This is a genomic window from Nocardia sp. alder85J (genome assembly GCF_020176955.2).
In the GTDB taxonomy this organism is placed as follows: Bacteria; Actinomycetota; Actinomycetes; order Mycobacteriales; family Mycobacteriaceae; genus Nocardia.
This window is the reverse complement of the sequence record NZ_JAIUCZ020000009.1, coordinates 320,261-334,023: the sequence shown is the minus strand read 5'-3', so window position 1 is coordinate 334,023 and position 13,763 is coordinate 320,261. Positions and strand designations below refer to the sequence as shown.

The window sequence follows — 13,763 nt, the reverse complement described above, 5'->3', positions numbered from 1 at the left end:
GCTCAGGCCACCGGCTCCCCCGGTGCGGCCGGTTCCGGTACCGCGGCCTTCGACAGCGGATCGGCGATGTCCTCCAGCGACTTCCCCTCGGCATTCACCCCGAAATACCAGGCGATGACCCCACCGACGATCATCGTCCCGGCGCCGATGACATACCCCCAGGTCAGGGGCACCCGATCCGGATTCGGATTGTCGGAGCCACCGATCAGATGCCCGAACAGATACGGCGCCACCACACCGCCGGTGCCCTGCGCGATCGCGAAGAAGAAGGAGATGGCCTGGCCGCGCAGTTCCAGCGGAAAGATCTCGCTGACGGTCAGATACGCCGACGACGCGCCCGCGGAGGCGAAAAAGAAGATCACGCACCAGAATACGGTCTGCCCGGTGGCGTCGAGGATGCCGTCGTGGAATGCCCAGGCCGACCCCAGCAACAGCACACCCGAGACCAGATAGGTGCCGCTGATCATGACCCGCCGGCCCACACTGTCGAACAGCGGCCCGAGCACGAGCGGCCCGAGCAGGTTGCCGACCGCGAACGGGAAGAAGTAGTACCCGGTGTGGTCCGAGGGCACATGGTAGAAGTGGATCAGCACCAGCCCCTCGGTGAAGAAGATCGCGTTGTAGAGGAATGCCTGGGTGGCCATCATCGAGAAGCCCAGGAACGAGCGAGCCGGGTAGCGGCCGAAGAAGATCCGGGCCATCTGCGGATAGGTGAGCCGATCGGTCGCGGTCAGCGCCAGCATCTTGCTCTCGTCCACCGGCGGTAGTTCCAGCCCGTACTCGTGCAACCGTTGCTCGATCTCGTCGACGGTGCGTTCGGCCTCGACGGCGCGGCCGTGGGTGAGCAGCCAGCGCGGACTCTCCGGAATCCCCCGCCGCAAGAAGATGATGAACAACCCGAGCACCGGACCGATGAAGAAGCCGATCCGCCAGCCCCAGTGCACCGGCACGTAGTTCTCGTTGTACAGGACCAGACTGGCCGCCGCACCCAATGCCGCACCCGCCCAATAGGTTCCGTTCACCGCGATGTCGACCCGGCCGCGGTACCGGGACGGGATGATCTCGTCGATGGCGGAGTTGATCGCGGTGTACTCACCGCCGATGCCGGTCCCGGCCAGGAACCGCAGCAGAAACAACGACCAGGCGTTCCAGGCGAATCCGGCCAGCCCGCTGCCGAGCAGATAGATCGCCAGCGTCAGGATGAACAGCTTCTTGCGGCCGAGCCGGTCGGTGAGCCGGCCGAAGACCAGCGCGCCGACCACCTGTCCGGCCAGGTACCAGGATGCGGTGGCGCCGACCTGGCCGCTGCTCAGGTGCAGCGTGCGGATGTCGCCGAGCGGCCCGCCCATACTGCTGACGATCTGGATCTCGAGCCCGTCGAGCACCCAGGACACACCGAGGCCCACGACGATGAGCCAGTGGAAACGGGTCCACGGCAGCCGGTCCATCCGGGCGGGGACCAGGCTTCGGACTATCTGCCCCGGCGATATCGGCGGGGTCGGGGTATGCGGCGTTGACATGTCGGTTCCTTCATCGATGGCGAATCCGCGCTGGTACTACTTGGTCCACAGGCTGAGGCTGGCCTCGCCGGCGGTGAGGAGATGATCGATGCGCATGGCGCTGCGGGCGATCTCCATCGCCGCGACATGGTTGGTGTCGGTCGGGTCCAGGTGGAAGGTGTTGGTGGCCTCCTTCAGTCGCTGCGCGATCTCGATGCCCACCTTCCGGCGGGTGTCGTCGGTGACGGCCCGCCACTGCGCGAGCGGCATCTGCTGCTCGATCTCCGGGAGATCGGCATGGTTGTCCACCAGACGCAGTGCGCGGGCGACGAAGTTGTGGTCGACATCGTGTTCGTCGTCCCACAGCGGCCGGGTGGCCCCGCGTTCGAACAGACCGGCCGCCTCCGCGGCCTGCGCCGTGTACGCCGCGCGCCGTTCGGGGGTGTAATTGCGGGTGCGCGACGCCAGCCGCAGCGCGGCGGCGGCCTCGCTCAGCGGCGCGTAACCGACACCGCTGGTGGCGGCTTCGTCCAGCATGTGGCGATGCACCCGGACCGCGTGCTCGGCCATGATCGGCGAGAAGTGCGCAGCCAGCAGGGCGCCCTGCGCGTCGGCGCCGTCGCCGCCGAGTTCCAGCACGTTGGTGACCCCCGCGGCGGCGGCGCGGGCGTTGCGCCCGCCGAATATCTGCACCGCCGCCCGGGCCGCCCCGTCGTGCGCGTTCTTGCCCGCGGTCAGCCGGGCCATCCAGCCGCCGGTCGCCTCGGGCGGGATCTCGCCGAGCAGCAGCCGGTAGTTCAGGTCGTTCATGTGCTGCGACTTCTTCGACCAGTACCCGAGCGGATTGGGCCGCCGGAACGCCCACGAGGTGACCGGATTCGCGTTGATCGCACCGATCTCGTTGAATCCGGCCATGGCCCGGCCCGCCAGATGCCCCGGCGACAGGCTGTAACGCAGTGTGGCAGCGCTCATCTCGGCCGGCGAGGCGGCCCCGGCGCCGGCCGGCCGCCCGGCCAGCGCCGCCCGGATCTGCTCGACCACCCGCACCTGACCACCGACCAGGCTCAGGTCCAGGCGCCGGAACAACGCGAACCCGGCGACCAGCACCATCGCCCCGACGAAGATCACCGCCATCCCGCTGCCGGGCGCGGCCCGGAACACCGAGTCGAGCAGCAGCGCGTACACGCCGAGGAAGACCGTGTAGACGATCATGGCCATCGCGTCGGTGAAGATGTCGACCAGATTCCGGATCAGGAACGTCTGGGTCGGCCCGTACACGAAACCGCCTGCGGCGAAGCCGAAGATGGCCAGCACGCCGTGGTACACCGACGACAGCGCGGCCAGGAAGATCTTGATCGCCAGATACGCCAGGAACAACAGCAGGATCGTGGCGAAGACGATCAGCACCAGCCCGGTACCGATCTGCCCGACACTGGGATTCTCGATCTTGGCATGCGCGTAGGAATCTCCGCAGGCGGACATCTCACCGGCGATCTGGCCCTCGCTGCCGGCCCGCACGCCCGCCGACCAGGCCGCGCGGCAGGCGGGCGAATCGTCGACCACATGCCCGAAGTTCCACACCTGCAACGGATGCCGGGCGAAGTTGTCGGACAGGCTGCCCTGCAATCCGGTCAGGATCGCCTCCGGCCGCGGGGTGTCCTGTCCGGCGACCCCGGCCGCGATCGTGATGCCGACATTGCGGCCCTGTGCGAGCAGTCCGTCGGAGGACAGCACATCGGCCAGCGGATGCGCCAGGTAGGTGGCGCCCAGCACCGCGACCGCCAGCATCGCCGCGACCTGGATCGCGGCCTTGGCGTGGTATCCGCGCAACACGAACCAGCCCACGCAGAACGCGCCCGCGGTCGCCGCGACGGCCAGCACGATCGGGGTCGCGATCTGGTGGGTCAGTCCGTCCCCGATCGCGGTCAGCGGTTTGCCGAGCCAGTCCAGCCAGTGAAAGCTCAACACATACCCGGTTACCCAGACCGCGCTGATGACCACCACCATGAAGACGGTGAATTCGACGCCGAGCACCAGTGCCAGCGCGGTGGTCCCGGGGTGCAGCAGACTGCCCGAATTGGTCGCGAACATATAGCTCGACAGCGGCACCCCGGACGTGTCGCGGACATCGGTCCACGACAATCCGTCGATCGCGGACATACTGCCGCCGGACAATGCGCCGTTGTTCGCGTCAGCGATCGATCCCCCGATCAGCCACAGCGCCAGCAGCACCAGCGGAGCAACCAGCAACCGGACAGTGACCCGGCGGGCACGGGTGGCGGACGCCCAGGCCCGGCATCGTCGCCACACCATTCGCGGACTGTGCAATTCCGCGTACCACTCGGCAGGACGGCCCGGCAGGGCCTCGATACGGACTTCCCGGACGCGTGACGACATCTCCGCACCACTAACTCGAGAACCAGATGAACCCCAGATTGCAGCCAAGTTACACAGACGATGGCACGATGTAAACAGGGCCGATGGGCAATGGCACGCCAATCGATCGCCACAGTGCGCCACCGGATTCGCCCGACATGCCCATTCGGCCTCGCTATCACCGAACCGCCGCGTCAACAGCCCTGAACATGCCGCCGCGGACCTCGCACCTGCGACGCCGCGACCCCCCGGACGCGCCGAGCCAATTTGCCGCAACATCAACCTTTTAAATGCGACACTGGGACGGCAGGGGAAGGACGCTCATGATCGCGACCTACGGACATCACAGTTACGGGGTGCTCAGTGACGAAGTGCGCCAAACGAATCGGCCCGCCGCGCCGGCCATCGAGGTCGGTGCGGCGATCGGCACCGCCGCGACCGCCGTCGCCGCCTTCGACGCGGCGCTGCGCGATCTCGGGGTGGGCGATGCCAATCTGATCCGGCTGTCGTCGGTGATCCCACCGCAGGCAACCATCGAACGCACCCGCCGAGTGCGCAAGCCGATCGTGTGGGGTGATCGGTTGTACTGCGTCTACGCCGCAGGATACGCCCTCGAGCCCGGCGCGCGGGCGGCGGCCGGGCTGGGCTGGACGGTACAGACCGACGGGTCCGGCGCCGGGCTGTTCGTCGAGCACGAAGGCGAAACCGCCAGGGAGGTGGACGATCTCATCCACGCCAGCCTCGCGGACATGACCGCGGGCCGGCCACAGCACTTCGGCCCGGTGCGCACCTGCACGGTCGAGGCGCGCGCGGACCGGCGGCCGGTCTGCGCGCTGGTGCTGGCCGCGTACGCCACCGCGGGCTGGGGCGAGGCCACCACCGGCCGGGCCGACACGCCCGTCCGGGGCGAGGCGGCCTGCGTCGACACCACCGGCCGGTGGTCGGCGGGTCCCGGCCGGGGCAGGCCGTGATCGCGGGCGGCGAGTGCTCACTCGCGGACGGCACGGCGATCCATGTCAGCATCGAGGACACGATCCCCGATTCCGAAATCGATGGCTTCCACCAGCTGTACGAGGCCGCCTTCGGCGCGTTGCGCACCCGGGCAATTGCCCGGCAAGTGTTGCATCGCAACGAGTTCCACGACGAGATGACCGACCCGAGGGTGCAGAAGCACGTGGCCCGCACCCCCGACGGCATCCCGGTGGGCCTGAGCACGCTGACCCGGCGCCTGGAGACGGTGCCGTGGATCAGCCCGGACTACTTCGCAGCACGTTTCCCGTTACACGCGGCGCGTGATGCGATCTACTATGCCGGGTTCACTCTGGTCGACCCAACTGCGCGACAGGGCACGGCATTTCATGCCATGATCGCATCGATTGTCCGGATTCTGGCGGCAGAGCGTGCGGTCGTCGGCTGGGACATCTGCTCGTACAACAATTCTCGGTATTCGTTCGCGGACGCGCTTCGGGCAGCGCTCGATGAGCACGCGGACGCGGACGTCGCGGTGGAGGACACGCAAACCTACTACGCGGCACGGTTCACAGGGGACGACGTGGACAAGGGGGGCTGATGGCAGCCGACGGACGACGTACCGGCCGCACCTGGGTGTGCGGCAACGGATCACCATGGCGGGCAACGATTCCCGTCGTGGTCCTGGCGGTGATCACGGTGCCGCTGGCGGGCCGGCCGGTGGCGCTGGTCGCCATGCTCGTGGTGGTGGCGGCGACGCTGGCGATGATCTGCGCGGGTGTGCACCGGCACCGGCCGCCGGTGCCGGTGGCGTGGCTGCTGCTCGCCGCGTCCTCGGTGCTGTTCTGCGTCGGCACCACGCTGCGCGACTTCCTGGAGTGGCACATCCCGCCACTGGACGATCTGTTCACCCTCGGCGGGTACGTGGGCGTCGGTGCGGCGGCGGTGCTGTGGCTGGTGCCGCGGCGCACCTTCCACATCGACCTGATCCTGGACTCCTGGCTGATCGGGCTCGGCGCGCTGCTGGCCTCCTGGACCTTCCTCATCTCACCGGTCCTGCACGCGGCGCGGGTTTTCGACGGGCCCACCCTGATCCGGGTCACCTATCCGGTGGTCGACGCGCTGCTGCTGACGGTGGTGACCCATTCGATGGTCACCGCCGGGCGCTCGGAAACCTCACTGCGCCTGGTACATCTGTGCCTGCTGACCGTGCTGGGCAGCGATCTGGGCTACAACCTGGACGCCGCCGGATACGTCGACCTCGGGCCGGACGTACTGCTCGTCCCGCAGCTGCTGGCCTTCCTGCTGGTGGGCCTGGCCGCACTGCATCCGACGATGGTGACCGTCGGCCAGCCGCGCAACATCCACCCGCACCGGTCCCGGCAACGCGCCAGCTTCATCGCGGTGCTGCTGGTGGTCGCCTCGCTGGGGCCGGTCGTCGGGTCCAACCTCGACACGCTCGACCGCGCGGTGGTGTCGGCATTGCTGGCGGTGCTGCTCGTCGGCGTGCTGGCCCGCAGCGAACGCGCGGTGGTGCGCAGCCTGCGCAGTGAGCGCCGCGCGCAATACCAGGCCGAGCACGACCTGCTGACCGGTCTGGCGAACCGGGCCGCGCTGCTGCGCGCACCGGTGGTGTACCAGGACCGTTGGGCCGGGCGGCCGCTGTGCCTGCTGTTCCTGGATCTCGACGGGTTCAAGGCCATCAACGACACCCACGGCCATGCCGTCGGTGACGAGTTGATCGCCGGCGCCGCGGATCGGATCCGCCACGTCATCGGCCGCGACGATCTGGCGGCCCGGTACGGCGGCGACGAATTCGTGGTGCTGGGCTGCGCGAACCGCCAGGAGTCCGCGGTGCTGGCCGAGCGGTTGCTCGCGGCCTTCCAGCAGCCGTTCGAGCTCACCGCCGGCCCGGTGTCGGTGGCCCCCAGCATCGGAATCGCCTGCGATGCCCCGCGCGACGCGGACGACACCGTGTACGACCTGCTCCGCGAGGCGGATTCGGCGATGTACCACGCGAAGGAGTATTCGCTGGGGTACGTGTTCTACGACGACATCCGGAATCTGGGCCACGCGGCGAGCAGCCGGCGGAACTGGCGGCGGGAGACCGCGGTATAGCCTCCCGCCGCGGGACTACGTCAGCTCGTCGAGCAGGCGGCGGGCGTTCTCCAGTTCGGCCTGCAACTGCTCGACCTTGGCCCGCTGGCTGGTGCGCACCGATTCCAGCACCGAATCGACGACCTCGGCGACCTCCGGATGCAGCAGCTTGGCCGCCTGCGCGACGGCCGCGCCGGCCACCGACAACCCGCGCACGGTGCGCTTCTTGCCGTTGACCACGTCGACGGTCCATTCGCCGTCGGCGGTACCGGACAGCGTCACGGTGACCTCCGGCGTCTTCGCTTTCTTCGGGGCGACGGGCGCCTTCTCGCGCGGCGGCCGCGCGGCGCCGGCGGGCTTCGGCGCCCCGGGCCGGGCCGCCTCCGCACCCGGCGCGGCCGGCGTCGGATCCGGCTCGGCGGCAACGGGGTTGGCCGGCTCCTGATTCGGCGTCGACGGCAGGGTCACGGTGGACGGGGTCGTCACTGCGGGTTCCTTCCTGGTCGCTGGGGCCGCGGGCGCGGTGCGCCGGGCCGGTTTGGTCAACGTCACTTCGGTGGGCGAGAACGACAGCACATCTTTGGAGCCGGTGGGCCGAACCTGCAGGAAGTCGCCCTCGGTGGGATCTCCGAGGGCGACCACCTTGCCGGAACGGCCTTCCGGCACACCGACAGCCTCCGCGGTGAACCACACCATCGGCGGACTGCCGTCGGCGATCTCCGCGGCGATCTGCCGGATCTCGGTGTCGGACAGCGGTTGTGGCTTTGTTCGACGGGACGACATGGGGTACTCCGGACGGGCTCGTAGACGGTCTGCGTGCCAAGAGCATGCCCCATGTCACCGACAAGTCCACATCGGCAGGTCGCCACGGCCCACTATTCGCATGCTGGCAAATATTGAGCTACTGAACATTTCGGCCGATCACCCCGAACGGGACCGATCACTTACCTGCGCGACCGCGAACGAAACCGGCCACCTGCATCGTAGGCGCTCGGCCCGCGTTCGGCAGCGGGTTGCCCGAACCGGCGGCCCCGACGGACACGAGCCGAGAACAATCCCGCATCCGCCGGGCAACATCGACCGGCCGGAGTTCGGCGCCGTCGGCAATCAGGCGCTCGGCGCCGTCGGCAATCAGGCGCTCGGCGCCGGCGGCGGTCCGGATCCGGCGCCGATCAGGCGGCGGTCCGGGCCGATTCGCCGATCACCGCCGGGCGGTCGCCGATCAGCGTGCGCAGGAACAGTTCCTGGCGGCGGCGGCCCTGTGCGGCGGCGCGCTCGGTCCCGCCGGGCAGCACCCGGATCAGCGCGCTGCGGACCAGATTGACCGGAACGCGGGCCAGCGGGTACCACGGCGGCATGGTCGCGGGCAGGCCCAGCTGCCGCATCGACGACGGGCCGAGGAACGTGCTCGCGATCGAGAGATGCTGGGCCCGCGCGATCCGCCCCCGCAGCCCGGACAGATTGCGGTAGTGCCAGCGCAGCGGATCGTCGGCCATCGGCATGGCCAGCTGCGCGCTGGTCTCGTCGGGATTGGTGATGGCGGTCATGCAGTGGTAGAGAATCCGCACCGAATCGCGGAAACCGTCCGGCAGCCATTCGTCCCGGACCCCGATCAGCCAGCCGACGTAGCGGGTCAGATGGGCGGCGGCGTCCAGCTCGCCGCGGGCCGGCAGGATGCCCATCGGCATCGCGCCGAGGAACGGCGAGATCAGCGCGCCGACCAGGGTGGCGGCCATATCGGTCTGGTTGATCGGCAGCCCCCATTCGGCGGCGTCCCAATCCGGTTGCGCCGCCAGGTGCCGCCGGACCAGCGCGTGGATCAGGCGCACCTGCATCGTCGCCCGATAGCCGCGGCCCAGCGGCCGCATGCCGTCGTCGGAGGTGACGTCCAGGGCCCACTGCAAGGTCTCCGCGAACCGCTTGGCCGGCCCCTTCTCCAGGGCGCCGGTGCGGATCAGCGTCTTGTTGAACCCGGAGGCCAGGTAGCCGCCGAGCAGCGCCACGTCCCGGGCGATGTACAACCCGTCGGTGCCGCCCATTCGGAACACCCGCTCGGCGCGGCGGATGGCCGACCAGTCCACCCACTCGGGCACCGTCTCGTACACGCCGAAGAATTCGCGCAACGGTTCCGGCGCACCCGGGATCGACGAGATCCCTTCGCGCAGCGCCTGTTCGAACAGCGGCCGGGTGGTCGCCATCCCGGTCTCGGACATCCAGTCGACCAGCCGGTCCATCGGCTCGTCGCCGACGAGCAGCGCCTCGCCCAGTGCCTGCCACTGCTGCGGGGACGGGTTGCCGATGCCCAGCAGTACGGCGAAGGCCCGCAGGCCCGGGACCTTACGGGGTGTCGCGGGATGACGATGCGGGACGGGGGAATTCATCGGTGGTCTCCTTCGGGCCGATGCCGTGTTTCACCAGCGGCACGACGGCGGTGCGCACGAAATCCCGTGCGCGATCCGGATCTTTGAAGTTCACTCCGCCCGCGGGCGTGAGCAGTAGTGAATGTGCCATCCGCGCAAGCAGTTCCGCGACCGGACGGGGATCGTAGGCGTCGATGAGGCCACGTTGCCGGGTCAGTTCGAGAACCGCGACGATGTATTCGATGCCCTGCCGGACCATCTCCTCACCGCGGACGGTGTAGAAGCTCATCGCCTCGTCGGGCGCCACGTTGAGCAACTGGGTCACCAGCGGATGATTGCGGGTGGTGTGCAGGACGTAGAGCACGGCCGCCTCGATCTGGGCGTCGACCCCCGCGGTGGTGGTGACCACCGCGGTGACCTCGGCGAGCATCCGGCGGGTCTCCCGCGCCAGCGTGGCGTCGACCAGGTTGTCCTTGCCCGCGAAGCGGCGGTAGATGGTGATCCGGTTCAGACCAGCCCGGCGGGCGATGTCGTCCAGGCTCGCCCGGCGGATACCCACTTGCAGGATCCGTTCCAGGGCCGCGTCCATGATGCGTTCGTCCACATCGTCCCGGTCCGTCCCCATGTGAAACAATGTAAGACAATTTGTTTCATCGCGTCAACGGCGGATCGGGGCCACCGCCGGGCCACCATGCTTCATACCCATCCGTGATGACGTTCATGCGTGCTGGTTATGGCGGTTTTCCGGAAAGCAGACAAGATCGACGTCCGGCTCGGATCGGACTACGATCCGCTGGTATACCTGTGCCGCCGACCTCGGCGAACACGGGCAGGCCGCCCCGGCGGCGGTTCGGGAGTACAAGGGCAAGAGGGGTTTTCGCGTGGACAGACCGGCATGGGCACCCGACGGCGTGGACATGACGCGGGCCAGCCCGGCCCGGATGTACGACGCGCTACTGGGTGGCTCGCACAATTTCGAGATCGATCGACTGGTCGCCGAGCAGGCCAAGAAGCTGGTGCCGGACCTGCCGCGGCTGGCACTGAGCAACCGGGCCTTCCTGCGCCGGGTGGTCCGGTTCCTCGCCGAATCCGGCATTCGGCAGTTCCTCGACATCGGCTCCGGCATTCCGACCGCCGGCAACGTGCACGAGATCCTGCAATCGATCGACCCGGAGATCCGGGTGCTCTACGTCGACATCGATCCGGTCGCGGTCACCCACTCCCGCACCATCCTGGCGAATGTGCCGGGGGCCGATGCCATCCAGGGCGATCTGCGCAAGCCGGAGGAGTTGCTGGCCACGGCCGCCGGCACCGGACTGATCGATATCGACGAACCGATCGGCCTGCTGCTGATCGCGGTGCTGCACCTGTTGCAGGACGACGAGCAGCCGGCCCAGCGGGTGGCGGCGCTGCGGACCGCGCTGCCGGTCGGCAGCCATGTGGCCATCTCGCATCTCACCTCCGCGCTGCGCCCCGACGCCGCCGCGCTGCTGGGTGACCACTCCGCCAACACGAGTCACGTCGGCATCCGCTTCCGGGACCGGGCCGCGATCGAGGCGATGTTCGACGGGTGGGACGTGCTCGAACCCGGTGTGGTGGAATTGCCGCAATGGCGACCGGAATCCGATCGCGACCTGCACGAGGCCCCCGGCCGCTCGCTCGGGCTGGCGGGGGTGGGGCGCAAGATCTGATCGTTTCGGCGGGCGCGGGGGCGCCGGGACATCCGCCGCGGCGGCAGCAACACCGGAAGTTCGATCACTAGGGATACGGCAGGGGTGCACAGGGTGGGTTCGCACGAGTTGGGGGTGCGTTGGGCCGACGCGCTCGACGGCGTCGTCGCGCCGACCCTCAACCGAACCCAGATCGAAGCGCTGCTGGCCGGTTTGAGCGAACAGTTGCTGGCCGCGCTGCGTGGCGCCGCGGAGGTGAGCGTCGCCCGGATCGCGGCGTCCTCGCTGGTGGCCGCCAACTATCGCGACTCGGCCGCGGTGAGCCGGTCGGTGTCGATGATCTGCCGCGACATGGTGGATGCCGTGTGCCCGGACCGGGCCGAGCCGGAATACGAGCGGGTGCGGCAGCGCGCGATCGAGGTGGCGGGTGAATTCGCCGCCGGTTTCACCGCGACGCTGCGCTCCACGGCGCTGGCCGAACAGGAGAGCACCCTGGTGGCGGCGCTGGCCGCGGTGCGGGAGGCGCAGGCGCAGCGCCAGTTGTCGGAGGCGCGGTTCGCGGCCGTGTTCGCCGGGGCGTCGATCGGCATCGGGACCATCGATGCCGACACCGGCCGGGTGCTCGACGTGAACGCCGCCTTCGCCGAGATGCTCGGCGTACCACAGGAACGCATCCCCGGCCGGACCGTGCTGGAGGTGCTCGGCGCCGACAACATCGGCCCCGCCTACGACCGCTTCCGGCTACTGCTGCTCGGGCAGGTCGACCGCTTCCGGATCGAGACCCGCACCACCCGGCCCGACGGCAGCCACACCGATATCGACCTGTCCATGTCGGTGGTCCGCGACGCCGACGGCCGGGTGCGGTTCCTGATCGGCGTCGCGGTCGACATCACCGAACGCAAGGCGCTGGCCGACCGGCTCTGGCACGACGCCCATCACGACAATCTGACCGGCCTGGCCAACCGGGTGCTGTTCTTCGATCGGCTCGCCCACGCCACCGGCCCCCTCGGCCTGTGCTACCTGGACCTGGATCGGTTCAAGGCGATCAACGACGCCCACGGCCACACCGTCGGCGACCGGGTGCTGCGCACGGTCGCCGAACGGCTGCGCACCGCCGCCGCCCCGGACGGGCTGGCCGCGCGCATCGGCGGCGACGAATTCATCGTGCTGATCGAGAACTGCACCGGCCGCGACCAGCTCGCCGCCGTCACCGACCGCCTGCTGACCGCCGTGGCCCAGCCCGTAGTGGTTGCGGGACAACTGGTTTCGATCGGCGCCAGCGTCGGCACCACGCTGGTCGACCAGCGCCCGCAGGACGTGGACGCCCTGATGCACACCGTGGATTCGGCGATGTACCGGGACAAGGCGGCCCGGCCGCGCGAGGCGCCGGGGACCGCCGACCATCGGCGGTAGTCCGGATCACTACCGGCATGCTGTCGCGACGCACGCGGGCCACCCACCGCGCGCGGACCCAGGCAGCGGGCACGGGATACCGGCCACCTTGCACCGCACTGCTGTCCCGCTGCCGCCGGCGTCGGGACAGTTCAGAAGAACGTGCCGCCGAACGGCCGTGCGACAGTGGCGAACAGGTCTTCGGCGGCGTCGAGTGCGCCCGGCCGAAGCTCGGTGGCCCGGCCCGCGAGTGCCAGTTGCCGCCAGCCCGTACCGCCGAGGTAGACGGCGGCCAGGCTCGCCACGTCGATGCCGAGGTCGGCCGGATCGCCGGTGCGGATGGCCCCTTCGCCGGTGATCCGGTAATGGCCGGTGTTGGCGGGCAGGATCGGGTCGGTGACCGCCACGACCACCGGTGGCGCCGCGCGGTAGCCGCGGCGTTCGAGGGCGGCGGGCACGTCGACCAGCCGCAGCCAGGTCTCGTCCGCGACCCCGGTGACGGTCACCGCGCGCTCGTCGGTGAACAGGTATCGCAGCGGGCTGTCGACGGGCATGAAGGTGAACACGATCCGATCGACGATGTCGTGGGCCAGCAGATGCCGCAGCAGCCCGCGATAGGCGGCCGGTGTGGTGGCGACGAAATCGTCCACCACCACCGTGCGTTGCGGCTGCCTGGGCCAGCCGTCGGCATCGGCGGGCCGGTACCGCAGGAAACCGTCCTCGGCTCCCGGCTCACCGTGCACCACGGTCCAGCCGCCACCTGCGGCGACCAGTTCCTGTAGCCGCCACCAGTACTCGGGCCGGTCGATCGCTCCCGTCCACGAGAATCCCCCGGTGGCATAGATTTTCGGCAGCGCGTCCCAGCGCGCCCCGGCATCGAGGTAGCGGACCGGACCGCCGGGCGGCACGGTGTCACGCAATCGGGCCCGCCGCCGGTCCAATTCGACGGTCGCGGACACGCTGGCCACCCCGTACCCGAACCGTTCGTAGATGCCGCCCTGCGTGGCCCGCAGACTCGCCACGATCTCCCCGCGCGCGGCGACCTCGGCGAGCTGATGCCGCAGCAACGCGCTGACCACTCCGCGCCGGGTATGCGTCGGCAGCACCCCGACGTGGGTGACCGCGGCGTGCGGCAGCCATTGCCCGCCGGGCGCCACCATTCGGCTGGTGTACGAATCGGCCCCGCCCACCAGCTCACCGTCGAGCCACGCGCCGAGCGTGCGCCCGGGTTCGACGAGCCCGTCCGCCACGTCCGCCGATATCGGCGGCAACCCGACCATCGCGGTCCGGAATATCGCTGCGGCGGAGCGCACCTCGGCGGGGTCGGTGAGAGTGCGGATCTCGATCGTCACCGGTCTACCTCCTCTTTCTCGAGATTCGAGTTCGATACGGCGGCAGGG

Annotated in this window: 11 protein-coding genes; 5 read left to right on the top strand and 6 right to left on the bottom strand. The window is 69.5% G+C overall.

Going from position 1 to position 13,763, the window contains the following annotated elements; genetic code table 11:
• Positions 1 to 2 precede the first annotated feature (2 nt).
• Together LBW94_RS31850 and LBW94_RS31845 are read right to left on the bottom strand one after the other, a co-directional pair.
• Complete coding sequence (locus LBW94_RS31850; protein ID WP_225059323.1) at positions 3 to 1,520, bottom strand: MFS transporter; 1,518 nt, start codon at positions 1,518 to 1,520, stop codon at positions 3 to 5.
• A gap of 36 nt (positions 1,521 to 1,556) precedes the next feature.
• The gene (locus tag LBW94_RS31845) at positions 1,557 to 3,812 is read right to left on the bottom strand and encodes a hypothetical protein (protein WP_225059322.1); all 2,256 of its coding nucleotides are present in this window, start codon (positions 3,810 to 3,812) and stop codon (positions 1,557 to 1,559) included.
• A 386-nt stretch (positions 3,813 to 4,198) separates the two neighbouring features.
• Here LBW94_RS31845 and LBW94_RS31840 point away from each other — a divergent pair, with 386 nt between their 5' ends.
• The 3 genes from LBW94_RS31840 to LBW94_RS31830 are packed head-to-tail and all read left to right on the top strand — an operon-like array spanning position 4,199 to position 6,962.
• Positions 4,199 to 4,846, top strand: a complete 648-nt coding sequence (locus tag LBW94_RS31840; protein ID WP_225059321.1) for a pyruvoyl-dependent arginine decarboxylase — start codon at positions 4,199 to 4,201, stop codon at positions 4,844 to 4,846.
• Positions 4,843 to 5,445 (top strand): hypothetical protein, encoded by a 603-nt coding sequence (locus tag LBW94_RS31835; protein ID WP_225059320.1) that lies wholly within the window; start codon positions 4,843 to 4,845, stop codon positions 5,443 to 5,445. Before LBW94_RS31840 ends, LBW94_RS31835 begins: the two co-directional genes overlap by 4 nt.
• A complete protein-coding gene (locus LBW94_RS31830; RefSeq protein ID WP_225059319.1) occupies positions 5,445 to 6,962 on the top strand; it encodes a GGDEF domain-containing protein in 1,518 nt (505 codons plus the stop codon). The genes LBW94_RS31835 and LBW94_RS31830 overlap by 1 nt, the downstream gene beginning before the upstream one ends.
• A gap of 15 nt (positions 6,963 to 6,977) precedes the next feature.
• On the opposite strand, the gene LBW94_RS31825 is transcribed toward LBW94_RS31830, so the two are convergent.
• The 3 genes from LBW94_RS31825 to LBW94_RS31815 form a co-directional block, all read right to left on the bottom strand.
• Positions 6,978 to 7,724: a DUF6319 family protein gene (locus LBW94_RS31825; RefSeq protein WP_225059318.1), complete on the bottom strand. Its 747-nt coding sequence runs from the start codon at positions 7,722 to 7,724 to the stop codon at positions 6,978 to 6,980.
• Positions 7,725 to 8,113: 389 nt separating this feature from the next.
• A complete protein-coding gene (locus LBW94_RS31820; RefSeq protein WP_225059317.1) occupies positions 8,114 to 9,322 on the bottom strand; it encodes an oxygenase MpaB family protein in 1,209 nt (402 codons plus the stop codon).
• Positions 9,279 to 9,926, bottom strand: a complete 648-nt coding sequence (locus LBW94_RS31815) for a TetR/AcrR family transcriptional regulator (protein WP_225059316.1) — start codon at positions 9,924 to 9,926, stop codon at positions 9,279 to 9,281. Before LBW94_RS31815 ends, LBW94_RS31820 begins: the two co-directional genes overlap by 44 nt.
• A gap of 256 nt (positions 9,927 to 10,182) precedes the next feature.
• Here LBW94_RS31815 and LBW94_RS31810 point away from each other — a divergent pair, with 256 nt between their 5' ends.
• Both LBW94_RS31810 and LBW94_RS31805 read left to right on the top strand, forming a co-directional pair.
• On the top strand, positions 10,183 to 10,992 hold the full coding sequence (locus LBW94_RS31810) for an SAM-dependent methyltransferase (RefSeq protein ID WP_225059315.1): 810 nt from the start codon (positions 10,183 to 10,185) through the stop codon (positions 10,990 to 10,992).
• A gap of 93 nt (positions 10,993 to 11,085) precedes the next feature.
• Positions 11,086 to 12,384 carry a sensor domain-containing diguanylate cyclase gene (locus tag LBW94_RS31805; RefSeq protein WP_225059314.1) on the top strand — a complete coding sequence of 433 codons (1,299 nt, stop codon included), beginning with the start codon at positions 11,086 to 11,088 and terminating at the stop codon, positions 12,382 to 12,384.
• Positions 12,385 to 12,515: 131 nt separating this feature from the next.
• Here LBW94_RS31805 and LBW94_RS31800 read toward each other — a convergent pair whose 3' ends face one another.
• Positions 12,516 to 13,715 carry a GNAT family N-acetyltransferase gene (locus LBW94_RS31800; RefSeq protein WP_225059313.1) on the bottom strand — a complete coding sequence of 400 codons (1,200 nt, stop codon included), beginning with the start codon at positions 13,713 to 13,715 and terminating at the stop codon, positions 12,516 to 12,518.
• Positions 13,716 to 13,763 lie beyond the last annotated feature (48 nt).